Below are 24,715 nucleotides of genomic sequence, written 5' to 3' on the forward strand. Positions count from 1 at the left end.
CACCGATGACGATGCTCCTGCCCCTCGAGACCACGATCGTGCCCGCCAGCACGATCGTCCCCGGCCCGTTCCTCGCGGCCCCGCTGCTGATCGTGCTCCCGCTGCTCGGCGCGGCGGTCCTCCTGCTGGCCGGACGCCGCAGCGACCGGTGGGGTGCGTGGTTCGGCGTGGCCATGTCCGGCGCGGCGTTCCTCGTCGGCGCGTGGGTCTTCCTCTCGATGCTGTCGCTGCCCGTGGACGAGCGGGTCGTGGACTACCGGCTCTTCGACTGGATCGCCGCCGGCGGCCTCGACGTCGCCGCAGGGCTGCGCATCGACCCGCTGTCGATGACGTTCGTGCTGCTCGTGACCTTCGTCGGCACGCTCATCCACGTGTACGCGGTCGCGTACATGGAGCACGACGTCGACCGCCGCCGGTTCTTCGCGTACCTCAACCTGTTCGTCGCGGCGATGCTCGTGCTCGTCCTCGCCGACTCCTACCTGCTGCTCTTCGTCGGATGGGAGGGCGTGGGCCTCGCGTCGTACCTGCTCATCGGGTTCTGGAACCACCGCCGCGACTACGCCGTCGCGGCCAAGAAGGCGTTCGTCATGAACCGCGTGGGCGACATCGGGCTCATCGTCGCGCTCATGCTCATGTTCGCGACGTTCGGCGCCGTGGACTTCACGTCGGTCTTCGAGCAGGTGCCGGAGGCGTCGACCGCGCTCCTCACCGCGACGGGCCTCGCGCTCCTGCTCGCCGCGTGCGGCAAGTCGGCGCAGTTCCCGCTCCAGGCGTGGCTCGGTGACGCGATGGCCGGCCCGACGCCGGTCTCCGCCCTCATCCACGCGGCTACCATGGTCACCGCGGGCGTCTATCTCGTCGTCCGGTCCGCGCCGGTGTTCGAGGGAGCGCCGACCGCGCAGCTCGTCGTCGTGATCGTCGGCGCGGTGACGCTGATCTTCGGGGCGGTCGTCGGCTGCGCGAAGGACGACATCAAGAAGGCGCTCGCCGCCTCGACGATGTCGCAGATCGGGTACATGATCCTCGCCGCGGGCCTCGGCCCGATCGGCTACGCGTTCGCGATCTTCCACCTCGTGACCCACGGCTTCTTCAAGGCGGGCATGTTCCTCGGCGCCGGCTCGGTCATGCACGGCATGGGTGACCAGGTCGACATGCGGCGGTTCGGCGGCCTATCGCGCTTCATGAAGGTCACGTGGATCACGTTCATGATGGGCTGGCTCGCGATCCTCGGCATCCCGCCGTTCTCGGGCTTCTGGAGCAAGGACAAGATCATCGAGGCCGCGTTCGTGCCCGTCGACGGCGCGCCCTGGCGCGCCTGGGTGTTCGGCGGCGCGGCGCTGATCGGCGCCGGGATCACCGCGTTCTACATGTCCCGCATGTTCTTCATGACGTTCCTGGGACGTCGGCGCTGGAACGACGGTCGCGGCGACGTCGACGGCCTCGGGTCGCAGGACGGGCCGGTGCAGCACCCGCACGAGTCCCCGCGGCTCATGACGTGGCCGATGATCGTCCTCGCCGTGGGGTCGGTCGGGCTCGGATGGTTCCTCGCCGCGGGCTCGCGGTTCGTCGACTGGCTCGAGCCGGTGACGGGGCACGCCGAGCACCACGAGCCGGTGCTCCCCGTGTGGTCGCTCATCGCGCTCACGCTGCTCCTCGTCCTCGCGGGTCTGGCGCTCGCGTGGCGGCAGTACGTCGTCTCGCTCGTCCCGGTCCGCGCCCCGCGTGGCTCGGTCCTCACGCGGGCGGCCCGCCGCGACCTCTACCAGGACGACGTCAACGAGACCGTGTTCATGCGCCCCGGTCAGTACCTGACGCGGTCGCTCGTGTACTCGGACAAGGAGATGGTCGACGGCGGGTGGCTCGGCCTCGCGGGCCTCGTCGGCAGGGTCGGCGAGTGGTTGCGCGGCTGGCAGAACGGGTATGTCCGCTCCTACGGCGCGACCATGCTCGGCGGCCTCGTCGTCATCGCCGCCGTCGTCCTCGCCCTCACCACCGGCACCGCGAGCTGAGGAGACTCATGATGAACGGCTTCCCCTGGCTCACCCTCCTCGTCGCGTGGCCCGTCGTCGGCGCCGCCGCGGTGTGGCTCACCGCCGCGGCACGCACGCGCGGCGTCGGTTCCGGCGCCCTCCGCGCCGTGCGGGGCATCGCGCTCGGCGCGGCGCTCGTCGAGGTCGCCCTGCTCGTCGGCGCGTTCACCGCGTTCGACACCGCGGCGTCCGGCACGGTCCAGCTCGCCGAGACGTACGCGTGGATCCCGCAGATCGGCGCGAGCTACGCGGTCGGGGCCGACGGGGTCGCGCTCGCGCTCGTCGCGCTCGCGGTCGTGCTCGTGCCCCTCGTCGTCGGGGCCGCGTGGAAGGAGCAGGAGGGCGACGTGCGCCGCCTTCGGCACTACCTCGCGCTCGTGCTCCTGCTCGAGGCGTTCATGGTCGCGGTGTTCGTCGCGCGCGACGTGTTCCTCTTCTACGTCCTCTTCGAGGCGATGCTCATCCCCGTCTACTTCATGATCGGCGGGTTCGGCGTGGGGGCGCGGCGGCGGTACGCCGCGGTGAAGTTCCTGCTCTTCTCGCTCGCGGGCGGGCTCATCATGCTCGCGGCGGTCATCGCGCTGTACGTCCAGGTCCCCGTCGACCCGACGACCGGGCTCCGTCCCGACGACGCGTTCCTCACCGCGAGCCTGGTCGAGACGTTCGCCGCGAACCCCATGCCGGTGACGACGGAGCGGCTGCTCTTCCTGGGCTTCTTCGTCGCGTTCGCCATCAAGGCGCCGCTCTTCCCCGTGCACACGTGGTTGCCCGACGCCGCGCAGCACGCCCCGGCAGGCACGTCGACGCTGCTCGTGGGCGTCCTCGACAAGGTCGGCACGTTCGGCATGCTGACGCTGTGCCTCCCGCTCTTCCCGAGCGCGAGCGCGTGGGCCGCCCCGGTCGTGATCGTCCTCGCGGTCGTGTCGATCCTCTACGGCGCGCTCCTGGCGATCGGGCAGAGCGACGTCATGCGGCTCATCGCCTACACCTCGGTGTCGCACTTCGGGTTCATCGTGCTCGGCATCTTCGCGTTCACCACGACGAGCGTCGCCGGGTCGTCGCTCTACATGGTCAACCACGGCATCTCGACCGGTGCGCTGTTCCTGCTCGCCGGGTTCCTCGTCGCGCGGCACCCCGAGCGGTCGCAGCGGCTCACGGACTACGGCGGGCTGCAGAAGGTCGTGCCCGTGCTCGCGGGGACCTTCCTCGTCGCGGGCCTCTCGGCGCTGTCCCTGCCCGGTCTGTCGACGTTCGTCAGCGAGATCTTGGTGCTCCTCGGCACGTTCGCCCGGAGCCCGTGGGCGGCTCTCGTCGCGGTGCTCGGTGTCGTCCTCGCCGCGCTGTACGTGCTGCTCACGTACCAGAAGGTGTTCACCGGGCAGACGCGCGAGGGCCTCGAGCAGCTCCCGGACCTCAACGGGCGCGAGAAGTGGGTCGTCGCGCCGTTGATCGCCCTGCTGCTCGTGCTCGGGTTCTACCCTGCGCCGGCGCTCGACCTCGTGAACGAGCCGGCAGAGGTCACGCTCTCCGACCTCGCGCCCGCGGGGGTCGAGGACCCGCCGCGCACCGACCCGTTCGCGTCCGACCCGACACCTGACGCCGCAGCCGCCGGCGACACCGCCGTCGTCGACACCGCCGTCGTCGACACCGCCGTGCCCACCACCGCAGAAGGGAGCGAGTCGTGAACGACTCCTTCGTGGCCCCCACGGTCGACTGGGTCTACCTCGTCCCGATCCTCGTGGTGCTCGGCGCCGGCGTGGTCGGCGTCCTCGTCGAGGCGTTCGTCCCGGCGCGCGTGCGCCGCACGACGCAGGTCGTGCTCGCGCTGCTCGCGACGGCGGCGGCGTTCGCCGCGATCGTCGTGCTGTGGCGTGACCCGGCGGTGCAGGGCACCGAGTCCGGCGTGCTCGGCGTGCGGGTGCTCGGCGGGTCGATGGTGGTCGACCACTTCGGGCTCGCCGTCCAGGGCACCGTGGTCGTCCTCGCGTTCCTGGCGCTGCTCGTCGTCGCCGACCGGACGTCGACCGGCCAGGACGCGTTCGCCCCGACCGCCGCGGCGGTGCCCGGCTCGCCGTACGAGGAAATCGCACGCCGCCAGGGCCTCGAGCAGACGGAGGTCTACCCCCTCGTGCTGTTCGCCGTCGGCGGCATGATGATCTTCCCGGCGACGGGCAACCTCCTCGTGATGTTCGTCGCGCTCGAGGTGCTCTCGCTGCCGCTGTACGTGCTCTCCGCGATGGCGCGCCGTCGCCGGCTCCTGTCCCAGGAGGCGTCGTTCAAGTACTTCCTCCTCGGGTCCTTCGCGTCCGCGCTCCTCGTCTTCGGCGTCGCGCTGATCTACGGCTACGCGGGATCGGTCGACCTCGCGGAGATCCAGCTGGCGCTCGCCACGGGGAGCAGCCCGGTCGCCGACATGCCGGGTCTCGTGCTCACCGGCATGCTGCTGATCTTCGCAGGCCTGCTGTTCAAGGTGGGCGCGGCGCCGTTCCACGCGTGGACGCCCGACGTCTACCAGGGCGCCCCGACGCCGATCACCGGGTTCATGGCCGCGTGCACCAAGGCGGCCGCGTTCGGCGCGCTCCTGCGCGTGCTCTACTCCGTGGCCATCGGCCTCGAGGTCGGTGCGCCCGACCTGCGCCAGGACCTCTTCGTCGCCCTGTGGGTCGTCGCCCTGCTCACGATGGTGATCGGCACCGCCGTCGGTGCCGTGCAGACGGACGTCAAGCGTCTGCTCGCCTACTCGTCGATCGCGCACGCGGGCTTCATCCTCGTCGGCGTGATCGGGTTCTCGCAGCTCTCGCTGCGCGCGACCGTGTTCTACCTCCTCGTCTACGGCCTCGCGACGGTCGGCGCGTTCGCCGTCGTCACGCTCGTGCGGGAGAAGGCCCCGTCGCCTGCCGCATTGCCGGCCGAGGTGCGCGCCGCGGTGTCCGCCGGCGTGGGGTCCGGCACGACCGCAGCGGCGGGCGAGCTCACCGCGCCCAGCGACGCCGCGGCGTCGGGCAGCGGCGAGGAGCCCGCGGACGTCCCCGACAACCCGTCCCGGGCCCCGGTGCCCGACGCCGGTGCCGTCCTCGGCGAGGCCACGCACCTCGCGCAGTGGGCGGGCCTGGGACGGCGCAGCCCGTGGCTCGCGGGCGCGTTCGCGCTGTTCCTCCTCTCGATGGCCGGCATCCCGCTCACCGCGGGGTTCATCGCCAAGTTCACGGCGTTCGGCGCGGCGATCGCCGGACCGGACGGGCAGGGCGGCGGATCGACCTGGGTGCTCGCCGTCGTCGGCGTGCTCGCGTCCGCCGTCGCGGTGTTCTTCTACGTCCGGATCATCGTGCTCATGTTCTTCACGCCCCCGGCCGACGAGGGCGCGGAGGCCGACGGCGGCGTCGGCGTGACCGTCGTCCGGTCGAACGGACCGACCACCGTGGCGATCGCCGTGTGCGCGCTCGGGGTGCTCGCCCTGGGCGTGTTCCCGTCCCCGGTTCTCGATCTGGCGGCCGAGGCGGTTAAGTTCGTCCCGTGACCTCCGCTCCTCCCGGGCCGCCCGCACGGACGACCCCCGTGACGACCACCGCCATCCCGATCTCGGACCCCGAGCTCGCCGCCCTCCTCACGCAGCGGCTCGCGGGTGTGGAGACCCGGCTGCGGGACGCCGTCGCGCACGCCGAACCGCTCGCCGACACGGCGTCGCGCCACCTCGTCAACGCCGGCGGCAAGCGGCTGCGGCCGCTGCTCACGCTGCTCGCGGCGGAGCTCGGCGACGGGGACCGTTCCGAGGTGGTGGAGGCCGCCGTCGTCGTGGAGCTCACGCACCTCGCGTCGCTCTACCACGACGACGTGATGGACTCCGCGGCCGTACGGCGCGGGGCGCCCGCCGCGCACGCCGTCTTCGGCAACTCCGTCGCGATCATGGTCGGCGACCTGCTCTTCGCGCGTGCGGCCTCGACGGTCGCGGCGCTCGGTCCCGAGGCCGTGCTCATCCAGGCGCGCACGTTCGAGCGACTGTGCCTCGGCCAGCTCCACGAGACGGTCGGCCCCGGCGAGGGCGAGGACCCCGTCGGGCACTACCTCCAGGTGCTCGCCGACAAGACGGCGTCGCTCCTGTCCACGTCGGCCCGCCTCGGCTCGATGTTCGCGGGCTGCGACGAGCGCACGGTCGACACCGTCGCCGCCTACGGGGAACGCCTCGGGGTCGCGTTCCAGCTCGCCGACGACGTGCTCGACCTCGCGTCGACCGGCGACGAGTCCGGCAAGACGCCCGGCACCGACCTGCGCGAGAAGGTCCCGACGATGCCCGTCCTCCTGCTGCGGGCGCGGGTCGCGGACGGCTCGGCCGATGCGGCGGACGTCGCGCTCGTCGAGCTCCTCGACTCGGACCTGTCCGACGACGCCGCGCTCGCCGACGCCGTGGCCGCCCTGCGCCGCCACGAGGTCGTGGGCCAGACGCGTGCGCTGGCCGTGCGCTGGGCCCGTGACGCGGCAGGCGAGCTCGACGGTCTGCCCGACGGCCCCGTCGTCGACGCGCTCCGGTCCTTCGCGGAGGCGCTCGCGGACCGCGCCGCCTGACGGGTCGGAGGGCCTCGCGCGCCTCGACGCCGTCCGTCGGCGGGTGAGATCCGGGCGCCTCGTCCTCGGCCGCGGAACGGGTCGGGCGGTCCACCTCGATCGTTGCCATAGGCATCGATGACCTGCGAACATGCCTCCCGTGGGGCCCGTCGGCGTTCCCGCAACCGCCCGACGCCGCCGGCGTCCGATCACCGGACGGGGGACAACTCCCCATGAGGCAGTGACGAAACCGACACACGAGGACGCTATCCTCGTGTGCGCGATCGGTGCGGGGCCCGGCGACACGGAGCGACGGGGGACACGACGGAAGCCGGTCGCCACCGACCCGATCTCGGAGGACCAGTGGGCTTTCTGGCGCGCCTGAACGACAACCGACGCACCGTGGCATCGGTGACGGCGGTGTCGGTGTTCTCGACGGCGCTGGTCGGGCTCGCGTGGTTCTCCGAGGGCGAGGCCACGGCCGACGTCGAGCTGAACGACTCGGGCGTGTGGGTGACGAAGACGTCGGCCGGTCTGCTCGGGCGGTTCAACTACGAGTCGCAGGCCATGGACGGGTCGTTGGTGGCCGGCTCGGCGTCGTTCGACGTCCAGCAGGACGCGGAGCAGGTGCTGCTCGACGACGACGGCGCATCGGCCGCGGCGCCGATCGACGTGGCGCACCTGACGCTCGACGGGCAGATCCGACTCCCTGCCGGGGCGGACGTGGCGTCGGGCGGCGGGGCGACGGCGATCTTCGACGGCGAGGAGGGCCTGCTGTGGGTTCTGCCCTTCGGGGGTGCGACGTCATTCGACGCGGGGGAGACGGAGCCGGTCGCCGATCTCGAGGGTGACGGTGCGCTGGCGGTCTCGCGTGACGGCACGGTCTACGTCGCGGACCCGGCGAGCGGTGAGCTGGTCACCGTCCGGACGGCCGGGGGCGAGCCCGAGGGCGACCCGACGACGTCGTCGCTGCCCGTCGCCGCGGGCGCCGAGGTCGCCGTGACGACGGTGGGCGACGAGCCGGTCGTCCTGGACCGGTCCGGTGGCCGGCTGATTCTCCCCGGCGGGGAGTCGCTGACGCTCGACGGCGCGGACGGCGCCGTGCTGCAGCAGCCGTCGGAGGCGTCGGAGAACGTCGTCGTGGCGACGTCCACCGGTCTCGTGACGCAGCCCCTCGGTGGCGGGGACGCGCAGGTCCGCCGTGCGGAGGGTGTGGCGAACGCGCCCGCGCAGCTCGACGGCTGCACGTACGCGGCGTGGTCGACGACGGGACAGGTGATCCGGGACTGTCCCGGCACCGACCGCGACCTCGACAAGCGGCTCGAGGGCGTGGACCCGCAGGCGCGCCTGGAGTACCGCGTGAACCGGCACGTGATCGTGCTCAACGACCTGTCGTCGGGGACGCTGTGGATGGCGGCGGACGAGTACGAGAAGGTCGACGACTGGGACGTGGTCATCCCGGAGGAGGCCGAGGGCGAGGAGTCCGACGCCGAGCTGACCAACCCGGAGCAGGTGGACCAGTTCATCGCGGACCGGTCGCAGCCGAACAAGCCGCCGCAGCCGAAGGACGACGTGCTCGGGGCGCGCCCGGGGCGTTCGACGATCGTGCCGGTGCTCGCGAACGACGTCGACCCGGACGGCGACGTCATGACGGCCTCGGTGGTGGGTGAGGGACCCGAGGGCGTCGAGGTCCAGCAGGTGATCGGCGGCGCGGCGCTGCAGGTCGTGGTCCCGCCGGACGCCGCCGGGACGTACGGCTTCCGGTATGCGGTGTCCGACGGTCGCGGTGGCGTCGCGGAGGCGTCCGTGTCGCTGAAGGTCTCGCCGACCACGGAGAACGAGCCGCCGCAGCAGACCGGCGACCCGGTGCTCAAGGTCGGGCAGGGCGGTGCGGCCACGATCAAGGTGCTGCCGTTCTTCAAGGATCCGGACGGCGACGACCTCTACCTCGCCTCGGCGGACGCGACGGTGGCGGGAGACGACGTGCGCTTCCGGCCGGACGGGTCGGTGGAGTTCCGCGACGGCGGCGGGTCGACCGGTCGCAAGGTCGTGACGCTCGCGGTGGCCGACGGCCTGGGCGGCATCGCGGAGGGCAAGCTGCTCGTCGACGTGGTCGCGGGCGACGAACCACCGATCGCCGTGAGCGACCACGTCGTCGTGCTCGCCGGCCAGCCGGTGACCGTCGAGCCGCTGCGCAACGACACCGACCCGAACGCGGACGCACTCCGGCTCGCGACGGTGTCGGAGTCTGCGCCCGCCCAGATCACGGCGAACTACGACGCGGGGACGTTCACGTTCCTGTCGAACGAGCCACGGTCGTACGACCTGACGTACGAGGTGACGGACGGGCCGAACGTCACGGCGGGGCTGGTGCGGGTCGACGTCGTGATGCCCCCCGAGGGCGGCGGTGCCCCGGTCGTCGTGGCCGACACGGCGCTGCTGCCGACGGGCGGGAAGACGCTGGTCGACGTGCTGGCGAACGACACCGACCCGGCGGGCGGGGTCCTCGTGGTCCAGTCGGTCACGGTGCCCGACGACGCGGGCGTGTCGGTCGCCGTGCTGGCCCACCAGATGCTCCGGATCACGGAGCTGCGGGCGCTGGCCGGCCCCGTGACGATCGAGTACACGGTCTCCAACGGGACCGAGACGTCGGTGGGACAGGTGCGGGTCGTGCCGGTGCCGGCTCCGTCGGAGCTGCGGCCCCCCCGGGCGGTGGCCGACGAGGTGACCGTGCACGCCGGCGACGTGGTGACGATCCCCGTGCTGAAGAACGACACGCACCCGGACGGTCTCGAGCTGTTCCTGCAGCCCGAGCTCGAGCAGGACGTCGACCCGACGCTGGGCGAGGCGTTCGTCTCCGAGGACACGCTGCGGTTCAAGGCGGGGTCGGCGGCCGGTACGGCGTATGCGATCTACCGCGTGCGCGACGCGAACGGGCAGGAGGACTCCGCCCAGGTCACGATCCGCATCCGCGACGGCGAGGACAACGCCGCCCCGGTGCCCCGCGACGTGGAGGCTCGCGTGCTGGCCGGTTCCTCGGTCCGCGTGGCCGTGCCCCTCGACGGCGTCGACCCCGACGGCGACTCGGTGCAGCTCACGGGGGTCGCCTCTCCGGCGGGCAAGGGCACCGCGCGCGTGGTCGACGGGAGCCTCGAGTACAGCGCGTCGAAGAGCTCCACCGGCCTGGACACGTTCACGTACTCGGTGCTCGACGCGCGCGGCGCGACGGCGACGGGGACCGTGCGCGTCGGCATCTCCCGCCCGGCCGAGACCAACCAGCCACCCGTCGCGGTGGACGACGAGATCACCGTCCGGCCGGACCGCCCGGTCGCCGTCGCCGCACTGGTCAACGACACCGACCCGGACGGGGACCAGGTCGGTCTGGTGCCGTCCGAGCTGGAGGACTCCCAGGGCATGGACCCCGAGGTCGTGGGGGACCGCGTCGTCATCACGTCCCCGGCGGACGAGGGTGCCTACACGTTCTACTACGGCATCCAGGACACCTACGGCGCGCGCGCCACCGGCGCGATCACCGTGAACGTGGCCGCCGACGCGCCGCTGCTGCCCCCCGTCGCGCGCGACGACGCCGTGCCCGTCGAGAGCATCCTCGGCCGGACGAGCGTCCCGGTCCCGGTGCTGGACAACGACGACGACCCGGACGGGGTCGCGACCGAGCTGGAGGTCACCACCGACGCCACGGGCGTGACGGTGACCGAGGACGGCGGGCTCGAGGTCACCCTCACGGAGAGGCGGCAGATCGTCACCTACACGGTGACCGACGCCGACGGGCTCACCGCCAAGGCGTTCGTCAAGGTCCCGGGCATGCTGGACCAGGTCCCGACGCTGCGGCCGGGCATCACCCCGCTGGAGGTCAGCGCCGGGCAGTCGCTGGAGATCGACATCACCGACTACGTCCTCGTGGTCGAGGGCCGGACGCCGCGCCTCACGACGGAGGACACCGTGACCGCGCTCGAGGGGTCGCGCGAGGTGCCGTCCGCGACCCAGATCACGTACACCCCGAGCGAGGGGTACGTCGGTCCGGCCGCGGTGACGTTCGAGGTGACCGACGGTTCCGGGCCGGACGACCCGGAGGGCAACACCGCGCTGCTCACGCTCCCGATCACGGTGCTGCCGCCCGAGAACCTGGCGCCGGAGATGATCGGCACGCCGACGCTCGACGTCGCGGCGGGGGAGGAGGCGTCGGTGGACCTCACCCGGTTCGCCACCGACGCCGACGGCGACCCGCTCACCTTCCAGGTGACCGGTGAGGCGCCCGGCATCACGCTCACGCTCGAGGGCGCGACCCTGCACGCCCAGGCCGCACCGGACACCCCCAAGGGCACCGTCGTGCAGGTCCCGCTCACCGTGACCGACACCAACCACCCACCTGTCGACGGCGCCGCGGCGCTGACCGTGGTGGCGTCCACCAAGCCGCTCGTGCGGGCGAACGACGACACGGTGGACGACGCCCACCAGGGCAAGCCGACCACGGTCGACGTCCTGGCCAACGACTCCAACCCGTTCCCCGACACCCCGCTCACGATCCTGGACGCGATCGTCGAGACGGGCGCGAGCCAGTCCGTGTCGTTCGACGGCTCCGACGTCACCGTGACCCCTCAGCCGGACTTCGTCGGGGTCATGGTCGTGCGCTACCGCGTGCAGGACGCGACGAAGGATCCTGACCGCGAGGTCGAGGGCCGCGTCCAGCTCACGGTGCTCGGCAAGCCGGACGCCCCCACGACGCCGCAGGTCGAGGAGGTGCGCTCCGAGACGGTCGTGCTGTCCTGGGACCCGCCGAACAACAACGGCGCCGAGATCACGGGCTACACCGTGCGCTCCCAGAACGGGTACGAGAAGGCGTGCGGGACCACGACCTGCACCCTGGACGGGCTGACGAACGACGTCGAGTACACGTTCACCGTGTTCGCGACCAACGCCGTCGACGACGGACCCGCCTCCCCGCCCTCGGCCGTCGCGCGCCCGGACGAGAAGCCCGACCCGCCCGCCGCGCCCACCCTCGAGTTCGGCGACGAGTCCCTCACCGTCACGTGGGAGAACGCGACCTACACCGACCGGTCCGCGATCACGTGCGTCAACCTCCGCATCACCGCGGGCGGCGGCACCGACAGGACGTGCGTCGAGGGCACCACCTACGAGTGGACCGGCCTGAAGAACGGCACCTCGTACCAGGTTCAGGTCCAGGCCGTGAACGACGCCCCCGAACCGTCGGAGTGGGGCGACCTCTCCACGGCGATGATCCCGGCAGGCGTCCCGGACGCGCCGGCGGCGCCGAACGCCGCGCGCACGGAGAGCGCCGTCAACGGTGGTGTCATCGCGGTCACGTGGTCCGCGCCGTTCGAGAACGGCGACGCGGTGAAGACCTACCATCTGCAGCGCTACCGCAACGGCTCGCCCGACGGCAGCCCGGTCGCGGTCGCCGGCAGCTCCACGTCGTACTCGGCGACGAACCTCGACGTCGAGTCCACGTACGCGTTCAGCGTCGTCGCGGAGAACAAGGCCGGGAAGAGCGGAGCCAGCGGCCGGTCGAACGACGTCATCCCGTACGGCAAGCCGGGCACCCCGGGCCGGCCGTCGGCGTCCCTGATCTCCGGGGACACGAGCGGCAAGGCGCGGGTCACGTTCGGTGCCGCCGACGCGAACGGCAACGCCGTGACGTACGACGTGCGCGCGAACAGCTCCACCACGCGGAAGACGACGGACACCACGTACACGTTCACCGGGCTGTCGAACGGGACGGGCTACTCGTTCGACGTCCGCGCGTGCAACGCGGCCGGGTGCTCCGCCTGGACCGCGAAGTCCGGCTCCGTGAAGCCGTACACCACCCCGGACGCCCCGACGGTCCGCTGGGTGCGCAACGGCAACGACGGCCACTTCACGATCGCGACGAACGGCAACGGCGGCGACGCCATCGACCAGGTCCAGTGGCAGCTCTCGGGAGACGCGAACAACTCGGGCAACGGGACCTCGAACGTCGGGGTGCCGAACGCGTGCGGGAAGACCTACACCCTCCAGGCGCGCGCCCACAACGCGGCGGGCTGGGGTCCGTGGCACAGCGACACGGGGAGGACCGACGCGTGCCCGCCGCCGCCCAACCCGGACCTTCGGGTGGTCCATGGCTCGAGCGCCGGAGGTGGCATGAACTACTTCCGCGTGAAGTACACCGACCTGCCCCGGGGCAACTACGTCTTCGTCTGCGAGGACTTCGAGGGCGGGTCCTGGACGCTCGTCGGCGGTGGCTACCGTGAGCCCTTCACGCTCGAGGGCAGCGGGACCACGAGCGACCTCGGGTGCTGGTACGGCTTCTCCGGGAACCAGGTCCGCGTCCGCATGGAGGGCGCCGGCCAGCAGAGCTGGGTGACCCCGGTCCCCTGGTGACCCTCTACCCCTCAGACCACGGCGCGACGAGCGCACGACCGCATCACGAGAGAGCAGCGACATGACCACGATGACCCCCGAGCAGGCCTCCTGGTTCGCTCAGACCTTCGACCGCCTCGTCGGCAACGTCGGCCAGGCCGTGCTGGGCAAGCCGCACGTCGTGCGCCTCGTGCTGACGTGCATGCTGTCGGAGGGCCACGTCCTCCTCGAGGACGCGCCGGGCACCGGCAAGACGTCGCTCGCGCGAGCGATCGCGGCGAGCGTCCAGGGCACGCAGCAGCGCATCCAGTTCACGCCGGACCTGCTGCCCTCCGACGTCACGGGCGTGACGATCTACGACCAGAAGTCGGGCAAGTTCGACTTCCACCCCGGCCCGATCTTCGCGTCGATCGTCCTCGCGGACGAGATCAACCGCGCCTCGCCGAAGACGCAGTCGGCGCTCCTCGAGGTCATGGAGGAGGGGCGGGTCACGGTCGACGGCGTCGGGCACGAGGTCGGCCGCCCGTTCATGGTCATCGCGACGCAGAACCCCATCGAGCAGGCCGGCACCTACCGGCTGCCCGAGGCGCAGCTCGACCGCTTCCTCATGAAGACGTCGATCGGCTACCCCGACCACGCGTCGACGGTCGAGATCCTCATGGGCGCGTCGGTGCGCGATCGCAGCAAGACGCTGCAGCCGCTCATCACGACGCAGGCGGTCACCGAGATGGCAGAGCTGGGCGCGCGCGTGCACGTCGACGGCGCCGTCCTCGAGTACATCTCCCGGCTCGCCGAGGAGACGCGCAACGCCCCGGAGAGCCGTGTCGGTGTCTCCGTCCGTGGTGCGCTCGCGCTGGTGCGGGCCACCAAGGTCTGGGCGGCGGCGCACGGCCGCAACTACGTGCTGCCCGACGACGTCAAGGAGCTCGCGCAGCCCGTCTGGGCGCACCGCTTCGTCCTCGACCCCGAGGCCGAGTTCGCGGGCGCGACCGCCGAGGCGGTGCTCGGCCGACTCCTCGCCGACGTCGCCGCGCCGCAGGAACGCCGCAGCGCCTGACCGGGCCGCGCCGCCTTCGCCGGCGGTGCGGACCGCCCGCCACCACCCACCTCGCAGGACCCGTTCCGAGAGCAGGACGATGAACGCCTCACGACCCCGATCCCGCGGCGCGACCGCCGGCACCCCGCCGTCGACGGCGCTCGCCGGGCTCCTGCGTCCCCTCCGGGAGGCGCTGGCCCGCGCCCTGTCCGGGGTCGGCCGGGCGCTCGCACCGCTCGAGCCGGTGACGTCCGCGGTGAGCCCGCTCGGCTGGGCCACGATCGTCGCGGCGGTCGCCGCGTGGTGGGCGGGGCTGCGCTACTCGTGGCTCGAGCTGGTCGTCGTGGCGATCCTCCTCACGGTCGCGCTGCTCGCGGCGGTCGTCTTCGTGCTCGGGCGTTTCCGCTACGCCGTCGTGCTCGACCTGGCTCAGCGCCGGGTGACCGTCGGCGACCGGGCGGTGGGCCGGCTCGACGTGAAGAACGACTCGTCGCGCCCGCTGCTCCCGTCGGTCATGGAGCTGCCCGTCGGTCAGGGCATGGCGACGTTCCCCGTCCCGCGCCTGCGTCCGGGGGCGAACCACGAGGAGATCTTCACCGTGCCGACCCACCGGCGGTCCGTGATCTCCGTCGGGCCGGTCCGCTCGGTCCGGGCCGACCCGCTGGCGCTCCTGCGCCGCGAGGTCGTGTGGACGGAGCCGGAGGAGCTGTTCGTGCACCCGCGCGTGAAGAACCTCTCCGGGTCGTCGACGGGCTACCTCAAGGACCTCGAGGGTCGCGTCACGACCGACATCTCGAACTCGGACGTCTCGTTCCACGCGCTGCGGGACTACGTCCCCGGGGACGACCGGCGCCACATCCACTGGAAGACGACGGCGCGCACGGGCCAGCTCATGGTCCGCCAGTTCGAGGAGACGCGGCGCTCGCACCTCGCGGTGCTCCTGTCCACGCGTTCCGAGGACTACGCGACCGACGACGAGTTCGAGCTCGCCGTGAGCGCGTGCGGTTCGCTCGGGCTCCAGGCCATCAAGGAGGACCGCGGGGTCACCGTGCTCGTCAACGACGGCAACCTGCGCGGCGACCACCGCACGCGGCTGCTCGACGACCTCGCGCGCGTGGAGACCCGGTCGCAGCGGGCGTCGCTCGTCGACGTCGCTCGCGTCGCGGGCCTGACGATCACCGACGCGTCCGTCGTGGCGTTCATCGTCGGGTCGCGCGTGACGCCGACCGAGCTCCGCGCGGCGTCGGCGCGGCTGCCCCAGGACGTGCGGGTCATGGCGATCCAGTGCGTCCCGGGGGCGTCGCTGAGCCGGCACGCGATCGCCGAGCTCGTGGTCCTGACGATCGGGGAGCTCGGCGAGCTCCCGCTCGCCCTGCGGAGGCTGAACGACTGATGAGCGCCACCGGTACCACCACCCGCGGTTCGCGCCGCGCGCCGTCGGGGCAGCCCGGCAACCCGTCGGGCGCTGCGTCCGGCGCTCCGTCCGGGACGTCCTCCGGCACGTCCCGTCGGGGCACGACCCGCCTGCGCGAGGGACGTCCTCGTGCACTCACGGCGCTGGGCGCGATCGACGCCGTCGCCCTCGTCGTCGTGCTCGGCGCGACGGTCGTCGGGTTCGCGCCCGTCTGGGGCTCCACCGGCTACCTCCTGCCTGCGGTCGGGGGCGTCGTCGTCGGCCTCGGCGTCGCGTGGCTCGGGGCCTGGCGGCGCTGGCCCGCCGTGACCGTCCTCGCGGTCGCGGTCGTGGCCTACGTCCTGCTCGGCGGCGCGCTCGCGCTGCCCGCCGACGCGATCGGCGGCGTGCTGCCGTCGCTCGACACGGTCCGGGACCTGCTCCTCGGCGCCGTCATCGGGTGGAAGGAGTTCGTGACGACGGTCCCGCCGCTGCACTCCTTCCCGGAGCTCGCCGTGGTGCCATACGTGCTGATGATGGTCACGGCGCTCGTCGCCGGCTCGATCGCGTGGCGCGCGAAGCACGCCGCCTGGGCGCTCGTCCCGCTGGTCGTGACGTTCGTCGGCGTGATCCTCCTCGGGACGGTCATCGCGGCCTACCCCGTGGCGCAGGGTCTCGTGGTCGGGATCGTCGGTCTGCTGTGGGCGAGCTGGCGCGTCACGGCGGCACGGCTCGGCGCGCACCAGGTCACGACCGAGGCGAGCAGGGCCGCCACGCGACGCCTGTGGTGGCACCGCGTGCGCGCCGGCGCGGCGATGCTCGCCGTCGGCGGTGTGGCCGCCGCGTTCGGCGGCCCGGTCCTGCTGCCCGACGAACCGCGCACCGTGCTGCGCGAGACCGTCGTGCCCCCCCTCGACCTCCACGAGTACGTCAGCCCGCTCACGGCGTTCCGCAAGTACGCCAAGGACATGAAGGAGGCCGAGCTCTTCACGGTCCGCGGTCTCCCCGCGGGCACGAAGGTCCGGCTCGCGACGCTCGACGCCTACAACGGCGTCGTCTACGACGCGTCGAGCGGCCTGCCGGGGTCGGGCGTGTACACCCGGGCCGGCGAGGAGATCGCGACCGTCGCGCCGGGCACCGAGGCGACCCTCGACGTCGTCGTCGGCGACTACTCGGGCGTGTGGGTCCCGGAGACGGGCACGCTCGCGGGCATCTCGTACACCGGCGACCGCGCGCGGGAGCTCGCCGACGGCACGTACTACAACGCGACGACGGGCACGGCGCTGACGACCGCCGGCCTGCAGCCGGGGGACAGCTACACCGTCGCCACGCGCGTGATGCCGGAGCCCACCGAGGAGGACCTGCGGGCCGGTGCGATCGACCAGGTCCCGGTGCCGCAGACGCCCAAGGGCCTGCTGCCCGCCTCGCTCGCGGGCAAGGGCGCGCAGTTCATGGGTGAGGAGACCGACCCGGTCGAGCAGCTCTTCGCGCTGCGCGACGGGCTCGTCGCGAGCGGCATCTTCTCGAGCGGGCTGGACAACCAGCCGCCCTCACGCCCCGGCCACTCGGCGGAGCGCATCGACACGCTGCTCGCGGACGACGAGATGGTCGGCGACGACGAGCAGTTCGCCGTCGCGCTCGCCCTCATGGCGAACCAGGCGGGGATCCCGGCGCGCGTCGTCATGGGCTTCTACCCCGACGAGAAGAACCCGCTCGAGCCGGGGGAGCCGTTTACCGCGACGGGGGCCGACGTCCACGCGTGGGCCGAGGTGCCGTTCGTCGGCCACGGCTGGGTGCCGATCACGGCGATCCCGGACGAGGACAACAAGATCCAGCCGGAGCCGAAGAGCCTGCAGGTCCCGAAGCCGCCGGTGCTCGAGGACCCGGAGCCCCCGGAGGAGCCCGCGGAGGCCGAGGCCGGCAAGGTCGACGACGAGGACAAGGAGAAGGCCGACAGCGACGGGTTCGACTGGGGCACGGTCCTGGTCATCGGTGTCGCCGTGGCCGTCCCGCTCGCGCTCCTCGCCCTGCCGATCGTGCTGATCCTGGCCTACAAGTCGCGTCGTCGGGCCCGCCGACGCGCGGCCGAGCGCCCGGTCGACCGGGTGAGCGGCGGCTGGCGGGAGGTGCTCGACGCGGCGACCGACCTCGGGACGCCGGTCCCGTCCGGCTCCACCCGGCGCGAGGGGGCGGGCGTGATCGCGCAGACCTTCGGCGCGACGACGACCATCCCGCTCGCGCACCGCGCCGACGCGACGGTGTTCGGGGCGGAGGAGCCGACCGAGCAGGAGATCGAGGCGTTCTGGGCGGACGTCGACGGCGTCGTCGGAGGGCTACGCTCCTCCGTGAACCGGCGTGCCCGGATCCGCGCCGCGCTGTCGACCCGGTCGCTGCGCTCGGCCCGGTCCGCCGGTCGGGCCGGGACGCGACGACTGACGTCGTGGTTCCGGCGCGGCTCGACACCGACGACCACGTCGTCGCGGAACCCGACGACGGGCTCCGCGACGGAGCAGGGAGAGAAGTGATGACGGACGTGACGTGCGCCGCGTGCGGGTCCGCGCAGTCGTCGGGCTCGGCGTTCTGCGCCGTGTGCGGCCAGCCGTTCCCGCGGACCGGTCGCCCGGTCGCCTCGGCCGTGGCCGGGCCGCAGGGCGGTGTCCAGGCCGCCGCCGGAGGACCCGGCCTGCCGCCGTTCGCCTCCGGCGGCGCCTCGCCCGACACCACGACGGAGCCCGAGGTCTACACGGCGACGCAGAAGGCCGTGCTGGGCGCGCCGTCGTCCGGCGGGCCGACGCTGCTCACGGCGCCGTACGCGGGCGTCGGCCGGCGCTTCCTCGCCTACCTGGTCGACGGCGCCGCGATCGGGGTCGTCCTGGGCGTCGTGCTCCTCGTCGGGACGGCGGTCGCCGGTGTCCCGCTCCTGGGCGGCGTGCAGACCGTGAGCGCCGAGGAAGCGTCGGCGATCGTCGGCAAGCTGCTCGGGGTCTACGTCCTCGCCGGGGTGATCGCGATCGCGTGGTGGGTCGGCGTCTGGTTCTGGGAGGGCACCACGGGCAAGACCCTGGGCAACCTCGCGACCGGGATCCGCACGCTCGACGCGGCCACCCGCGCGCCGGTCGGCTTCGGCCGGGCGTTCCTGCGCTGGCTCGTCGTCGGCGCGGGGTCGATCGCGTTCGGCATCGGGCAGCTCGTCGTCGTCCTCAGCCCGGCCTTCGACTCGTCCGGCCGCCGGCAGGGCTGGCAGGACAAGGTCGCGAAGGCCGTGGTCGTCGACGCCCGCGGCGTCGCCACCGCGCGCGACGGGTACGACGGCGTCGCGTCGCTCGTCCCGCCGGCCCCCGGCAACGCGGCCGGTGCGGGCTACCCCGCGCACGGCGCGTACGGTCCGTCGACCGGGTACGCGCCCGCCGCGACGCCCGGCGGCTACGCGCCCGCCGCTCCCGGCGGTTACGCGCCGGCCCCCACCCCGGGGTACCCGACCGTGGCCTCGCCGACCGGGTACGCGCCCCCCGCCCCGCCCCGCCCCACGGGTGCGCCGACGAGCGGGGCACCGTCGGGAGCGCCCGCCGCGACGCCGGCCGGGCACCCGGGGCAGCCCCCGGCGCCGCTGCCGGACCCGTGGGCCTTCCCGTCGTCGGCACCCTCGCCCGCGAGCAGCGGTGGGGGCCTGATCACCGGCGTCCCGGGAGCTTCCGGACCCGCGGCCCCCGCACACACGGGGCAGCAGCCCGGCGCAGGTCAGCCGCCCCGCTCACCCGAGGCGCCCCCGCAGCCGGCGCCCGTCGCGGCGGCCCCACCGGTCTCGCCCGTCCTGGCCCAAGCGGTCCAGGCCCCGGGCCCGGTCGCGGAGCCCGAGGACCCGGAGTGGGACAGCACGCGCATGGGCGCGCGCGAGGTCCGGGCCATGGAGCCCGCGCCGGTCGTGACCGTCGTGCTCGAGCTCGAGTCCGGCGAGCGACGCGTCGTCGACGGCCCCGCGCTCGTCGGACGCAACCCCCAGCCCGCCGACGGGGAGGACTGGATCCTCGTCGCCGTCGAGGACCCGACGCGGTCGGTCTCGAAGACGCACGTCGAGCTCGGCGTCGACCCGGACGGCCTGTGGGTGAGCGACCGCGGCTCGACCAACGGGACCGTCGTGTCCGTCCCCGGCGCGGCTCCGCGCGTCGCGGCGCCGGGCGCACGTGTCCGCGTCCCGGTCGGCGCGACGATCCACGTGGGTGACCGACGCCTCGTCGTGCACCCGGGCCCGGCATGACGGCACCCGCGACCGAGGTGCATCTCACCTGGGGCGCCGCCTCCCACCGCGGCGCCCGTCGACTCCTCAACGAGGACCGCTTCCTCGTCTCGCGCTCCGTGTTCGTCGTCGCCGACGGCATGGGCGGGCACGACGCGGGCGAGGTGGCGAGCGCGACCGCCGTCGACGCCCTGCGGCCGCTCGCCGACCTCGAGACCGTGACGCCCGACGACGTCCGCACGCACCTCGCGGTCGCGCAGGAGAACGTCCGCGCGATCACGACCGAGCCCGGGCGCGGCGCCGGGACCACGGTGACGGGCGTCGCGGTGGCCGAGCAGGACGGCAACCCGTACTGGCTCGTGGTCAACGTCGGCGACTCGCGCACCTACCACTTGTCCGGCGGGCGCCTGGAGCAGGTGAGCGTGGACCACTCGGAGGTCCAGGAGATGGTGGACGCCGGTCTGCTCACCCCGAGCGAGGCGCTCACGCACCCGCGCCGGCACGTCGTGACGCGCGCGCTGGGTTCCCGCGGGGAGCCGCAGGCCGACTTCTGGTACGTCCCGATCCACCGGCACGACCGGATCCTGGTCTGCTCCGACGGCCTCACGGGCGAGCTGTCGGACGAACGGATCACCGAGGTGCTCCTCGAGAACCCGGACCCGCAGGGCGCCGCCGAGCGTCTCGTGCACGAGGCCATCGTGGCCGGCGGCCGGGATAACATCACAGTCGTCGTCGTCGACGCGACGGGCGTGTCCGACGACACGAGCGGCGGGAGCACGGCACCGCGGGATCGGTCGTCCGAGCCGGGTTCGACGGTCGACGAGGACACCTTGCCGAGAGAGGCTCGACTCCAGATGGGGGGCATGGCGTGACGCTGCGCTACGTGACGGGAGAAGCACGCGCGCTCGTGCGGGGCGGTGCCGTCGTGGTGCTCCCCGCGCCGGTCGAGACGGCGCTCGTCGACCAGGTGTGGGACCAGCTCGGTGCCGCGCCGGGGGTCGTGGAGGTCCTCCAGGTGCTCACCGGCGCGTTCGGCTCGAGCCTGCGCACCATCCCGCCGTTCGCGGTCGCCGTCGTGGCCGACCGCCGCGTCCACGTCGCCGTGCGGGGCGCCCTCGCGGTGACCCTCGAGATCGAGGGTGGCGACCGCGTCCACGTCGACGGCGACGACGTCACCACCTGGTCGGAGCGCGTCGTGGACGACGTCGTCGAGCTGCTCGTGCGCACGGGCGTCGCCCCCGCCGACGCCTCGGTCGGCGAGCCGTTGCTCGGCGACCGTGCGACCTGGCCCCTCGGGTCCGCGGTCGTGCTCGCCGACGCCGTGGCGTGGCAGCTCGCGGAGCGCCCCGCGCGATCCGTCGAGGCCGACGAGGAGGACCAGTCCTCCGTCGCCGAGACCTCCGCGCCGACCCAGGTCGTCCCGTCCGACGGCACGTCCGGCGGCGCTGACGACGCGCCGCGCGCCGAGCCCTCCTCCACGGTGGCGCAGCAGTCGGGACCGTCCGAGCATCCCGGGGCGTTCGGCGCGACCATCGCGCTGCCCGAGGAGACGATGGCGCCCGAGCCGGACGGCGTCGGCCTCCTCGACCTGCCCGGACTCGCGCGCGAGCCCGAGGGCGACGCCCAGATGGCGCCGGAGGACCCGTTCCCCGCGGCCGACGACTACTCGCACCTGTGGGGCTCGACCGTGCTGCGCACCGTCGAGGACGCGGCGGTCCGGGCGCAGGAGGAGGCCGACGACGAGGGCGAGCCTCCTGCCCCCCAGGTGCAGGCCCCTGCGCCCGCCCCTGCGCCGGCCGCCGCGCCGTCCGGCTCCGCCGAGCGGGTCGACGCGACCGTGCCGCCGCCCCCGGGCGCCGGGGCTCCGCCGGTCCCCGGTCCGGACGAGCCACCGCACGCGGGCGGCCTCATCGCCGGTGTCCCGCGCGAGTGGACGGGGGCGACCCCGGCAGCGGCCCATCGTGCCGCGACCGTCACCCCGGACGAGGCGGCGACGGCCGAGGGGCCCGGCGACGGCGGTCTCGACCACGACGGGCACACCGTGCTGTCCTCCGCGATCGCCGATCTGCGCGCGGCCGCGCAGGAGACCGACGCCCCGCCGCCGCCCCCGACCCCCTCGTTCACGACGCCGCCGGCCTCGGGACTGCAGCGGATCCTCGCGCGGACGTGCGAGCAGGGGCACTCCAACCCGCCGTCGCGCGACACCTGCGCGGTCTGCGCCGGCACGCTCGACGGCGACGCCGCCCTCGCGGTGCGCCCGCCGCTCGGTCGGCTGCTCGTCTCCACCGGCCAGACGGTCGAGCTCGACCGGGGGGTCGTCGTCGGGCGGCGCCCCAGGACGCCCAGGACGCAGGCGGCCGACCTCCCGCGCCTCGTGACCGTGCCGAGCCCGCAGCAGGACATCTCGCGCTCGCACCTCGAGGTCACCCTCGAGGGCTGGCACGTGCTCGTGAGCGACATGGCGACGACGAACGGCACCACGCTGCTGCGCGCCGGTCAGCCGCCGCGCCGCCTGCACCCGTCGGAGCCCGTGCTCGTCGTCGACGGCGACGTCGTCGACCTCGGGGACGGCGTGACCCTGACGTTCGAAGGAATCTGGTGAGCACCAAGCGAGCACCGTCCCCACCCCCGGAGATCCAGGGCTTCGAGTACGTCTCGCTCATCGGCTCGGGCGGGTTCTCCGACGTCTTCCTCTACCAGCAGCAGCGGCCACGGCGCCGCGTGGCCGTGAAGGTCCTGCTCCAGGAGTGGTCGAGCCCGTCGCAGCGAGCCGCCTTCGACGCCGAGGCCGACCTGATGGCGACGCTGTCGACGCACCCGTCGATCGTCACGATGTACGAAGCGGACGTCGCGGACGACGGCCGCCCGTACCTCGCGATGGAGTACTGCTCGCGGCCGAACCTGGGCGCCCGCTACCGCACGGAGCGGCTGTCCGTCGCGGAGGCCCTGCGAACCGCGGTGCAGATCGCGGGAGCCGTCGAGACCGCGCACCGCGCCGGCATCCTCCACCGCGACATCAAGCCGGCGAACATCCTCGTCACGGAGTACGGCCACCCGGCGCTCACGGACTTCGGCATCTCGTCCACGGTCGACGACGCCGCGCGCGCCGAGGGCATGTCGATCCCGTGGTCCCCGCCGGAGTCGTTCGCGGAGCCGCCCCGCAGCGGCATCGCGACCGACGTGTGGGCGCTCGCCGCGACGACCTACACGCTCCTCGCGGGTCGCTCGCCGTTCGAGGTGCCGGGTGGCTCCAACTCCAGCGCGAACCTCATCTCCCGCATCGAGTCGTCGCCGCTGCCGCGCACGGGGCGCACGGACGTCCCCGCGTCGCTCGAGCGCGTGCTCGACACGGCGATGGCGAAGAACTCCGCGTCGCGCTACCCGACGATGCTCGCGTTCGCCCGCGCGCTGCAGCAGGTCCAGAACGAGCTCTCCTACGCGGTCACGCCCGTCGACCTCCTGGACGACTCCGGCCACGTCCACGAGGAGGAGCCGGACGACGACGGCGGGACCCGCCTGCGTCAGGTCGTGTCGATCGACCCCGGTGGTCAGGCGCAGCCGACCCCGACGCGCAACCCCACGCTGTCGACCACCCCGCTCCACCCGCCGCGACAGCCCGCCCCGCAGTGGCCCGCTCAGCCCGGTCCGGGAACTCACGTCCCGCATCAGGCTCCTGTCTCACCTGCGGCCCGGACGGACCGTCCGGGCGTCACGTCGCCCGGCGTCCCCTCGTCGAGCACGGCGGGCACCTACCCGACCGCGGGCCCGTACGCGCCCGTCGTCGAGGCGACGGACCCGTCGCGGCGGCACCCGAGTGCGCCCGCGCCCTACGCGCCCTGGGGCACGGCGCCCGTCGAGGACACAGTGCAGCGCACCGTCGGCCCGGCGGAGGGAGGGGCCCCGGGAGCACCGGAGCAGGAGGCGCGCCGTGGTGCCCTGGTTCCCGTCCTCGTCGGCGCGGGGATCCTCGTGCTCGCAGGCGTCGGGATCTTCGCCCTCACGCAGGGCGGGGGCTCCTCCGAGGCCGACGACGACCCGACACCCACGCCGACGGGCGAGGCGTCCGCCGTGCCGTCCGACAACCTCGGCGCGCTCGTCCCGCCCGTCAACGACCTCGCGGGGACGTACGACCCGGATCGTCAGGTCGCGACCTTCACCTGGACGTACGACAGCCAGGACGCCCAGGAGGGCGACAGCTTCGCGTGGCGCAAGCTCGACCTCGTGGAGACGACGCAGTACAAGGAGATCTGGGACCAGGACACCGTCGAGCTCAGCGCGGCACCGGACGAGCGCGTGTGCATCGAGGTCATCGTGATGCGTGACGGCAGGCCGTCCGCCAGCCCGCAGACCGCGTGCGTCGAGGGGGACGCCGGATGAGCGAGCTCGCGATCGAGTTCTGCGGCGAGTGGTTCCGCCCGTCCGCGGACGACGGCGACGTGTTCGAGATCGGCCGCGACGGCGACCTCTCGATCGAGGACAACCCGTACCTGCACCGCCGCTTCCTGCGGGTCTCGTTCGAGAGCGGGATCTGGTGGCTCGCGAACGTGGGTTCCCTCATCTCCGCGACGGTGTGCGACGCCGGCGGCGGCGTGCAGTCCTGGCTCTCGCCCGGGAACCGGCTCCCGATCGTCTTCCCCACGACCTCGATCGTGTTCACCGCCGGCCCGACGACGTACGAGATCCTCGCGCAGCTGCACGGCGCGCCGTACCAGGAGATCCGGTCGGAGGACGCGGACTCCGGGGCGACGACCATCGGGATGATCACGTTCACGACGAGCCAGAAGCAGCTCATCGTCTCGCTCGCCGAGCCGATGCTCCGCCGCGACGGCACCGGGCTGTCCGAGATCCCGTCGTCGGCTGCGGCGGCCGCGCGGCTCGGGTGGGCGACGACGCGGTTCAACCGCAAGCTCGACAACGTGTGCGACAAGCTCGACCGGATCGGCGTGAAGGGGCTGCGCGGCGGCCCCGGGGCGCTCGCGACGAACCGGCGGGCGCGGCTCGTCGAGTACGCGGTCGCGTCGCGCCTCGTGACGTCCGCCGACCTGCCCCTGCTCGACGCGGCCGACGACGGCTGACCCGCTCGCGCCGGCCACGGCGCGGCCACGACC

At 73.5% G+C, this 24,715-nt stretch carries 13 protein-coding genes; all 13 read left to right on the forward strand.

The window, feature by feature from the left end; genetic code table 11:
* Window positions 1–5: 5 nt before the first annotated feature.
* The 13 genes from nuoL (at window position 6) to AC4H2G_RS00930 (ending at window position 24,682) form a co-directional block, all read left to right on the forward strand.
* Window positions 6–2,009, forward strand: a complete 2,004-nt coding sequence (gene nuoL / locus AC4H2G_RS00870; protein ID WP_494363888.1) for an NADH-quinone oxidoreductase subunit L — start codon at window positions 6–8, stop codon at window positions 2,007–2,009.
* An 8-nt stretch (window positions 2,010–2,017) separates the two neighbouring features.
* Entirely contained in the window at window positions 2,018–3,715 is a 1,698-nt protein-coding gene (locus AC4H2G_RS00875; RefSeq protein WP_494363889.1) for an NADH-quinone oxidoreductase subunit M, read from the forward strand.
* Window positions 3,712–5,547 carry an NADH-quinone oxidoreductase subunit NuoN gene (gene nuoN / locus AC4H2G_RS00880; protein ID WP_494363890.1) on the forward strand — a complete coding sequence of 612 codons (1,836 nt, stop codon included), beginning with the start codon at window positions 3,712–3,714 and terminating at the stop codon, window positions 5,545–5,547. The genes AC4H2G_RS00875 and nuoN overlap by 4 nt, the downstream gene beginning before the upstream one ends.
* Window positions 5,548–5,585: 38 nt before the next feature.
* Window positions 5,586–6,590 carry a polyprenyl synthetase family protein gene (locus tag AC4H2G_RS00885; protein WP_494363891.1) on the forward strand — a complete coding sequence of 335 codons (1,005 nt, stop codon included), beginning with the start codon at window positions 5,586–5,588 and terminating at the stop codon, window positions 6,588–6,590.
* Between the two features lie 390 nt (window positions 6,591–6,980).
* Window positions 6,981–12,965 (forward strand): Ig-like domain-containing protein, encoded by a 5,985-nt coding sequence (locus tag AC4H2G_RS00890; protein WP_494363892.1) that lies wholly within the window; start codon window positions 6,981–6,983, stop codon window positions 12,963–12,965.
* Window positions 12,966–13,026: 61 nt separating this feature from the next.
* On the forward strand, window positions 13,027–14,001 hold the full coding sequence (locus tag AC4H2G_RS00895) for an AAA family ATPase (protein WP_494363893.1): 975 nt from the start codon (window positions 13,027–13,029) through the stop codon (window positions 13,999–14,001).
* Between the two features lie 79 nt (window positions 14,002–14,080).
* Window positions 14,081–15,373, forward strand: coding sequence for a DUF58 domain-containing protein (locus AC4H2G_RS00900; protein ID WP_494363894.1), 1,293 nt, complete (start codon window positions 14,081–14,083; stop codon window positions 15,371–15,373).
* Window positions 15,373–17,898, forward strand: a complete 2,526-nt coding sequence (locus tag AC4H2G_RS00905) for a transglutaminaseTgpA domain-containing protein (protein WP_494363895.1) — start codon at window positions 15,373–15,375, stop codon at window positions 17,896–17,898. Before AC4H2G_RS00900 ends, AC4H2G_RS00905 begins: the two co-directional genes overlap by 1 nt.
* A complete protein-coding gene (locus AC4H2G_RS00910; RefSeq protein ID WP_494363896.1) occupies window positions 17,898–19,628 on the forward strand; it encodes an RDD family protein in 1,731 nt (576 codons plus the stop codon). The genes AC4H2G_RS00905 and AC4H2G_RS00910 overlap by 1 nt, the downstream gene beginning before the upstream one ends.
* Window positions 19,625–20,479, forward strand: a complete 855-nt coding sequence (locus AC4H2G_RS00915; protein WP_494363897.1) for a PP2C family protein-serine/threonine phosphatase — start codon at window positions 19,625–19,627, stop codon at window positions 20,477–20,479. The genes AC4H2G_RS00910 and AC4H2G_RS00915 overlap by 4 nt, the downstream gene beginning before the upstream one ends.
* An 11-nt stretch (window positions 20,480–20,490) precedes the next feature.
* Window positions 20,491–22,209 (forward strand): FHA domain-containing protein, encoded by a 1,719-nt coding sequence (locus AC4H2G_RS00920; protein ID WP_494363898.1) that lies wholly within the window; start codon window positions 20,491–20,493, stop codon window positions 22,207–22,209.
* The gene (locus AC4H2G_RS00925; protein WP_494363899.1) at window positions 22,206–23,984 is read left to right on the forward strand and encodes a serine/threonine-protein kinase; all 1,779 of its coding nucleotides are present in this window, start codon (window positions 22,206–22,208) and stop codon (window positions 23,982–23,984) included. Before AC4H2G_RS00920 ends, AC4H2G_RS00925 begins: the two co-directional genes overlap by 4 nt.
* Window positions 23,981–24,682 carry a hypothetical protein gene (locus tag AC4H2G_RS00930; RefSeq protein WP_494363900.1) on the forward strand — a complete coding sequence of 234 codons (702 nt, stop codon included), beginning with the start codon at window positions 23,981–23,983 and terminating at the stop codon, window positions 24,680–24,682. Before AC4H2G_RS00925 ends, AC4H2G_RS00930 begins: the two co-directional genes overlap by 4 nt.
* Window positions 24,683–24,715: the final 33 nt, after the last annotated feature.

The sequence above is a fragment of the Cellulosimicrobium sp. BMG9.23 genome (assembly GCF_059159985.1).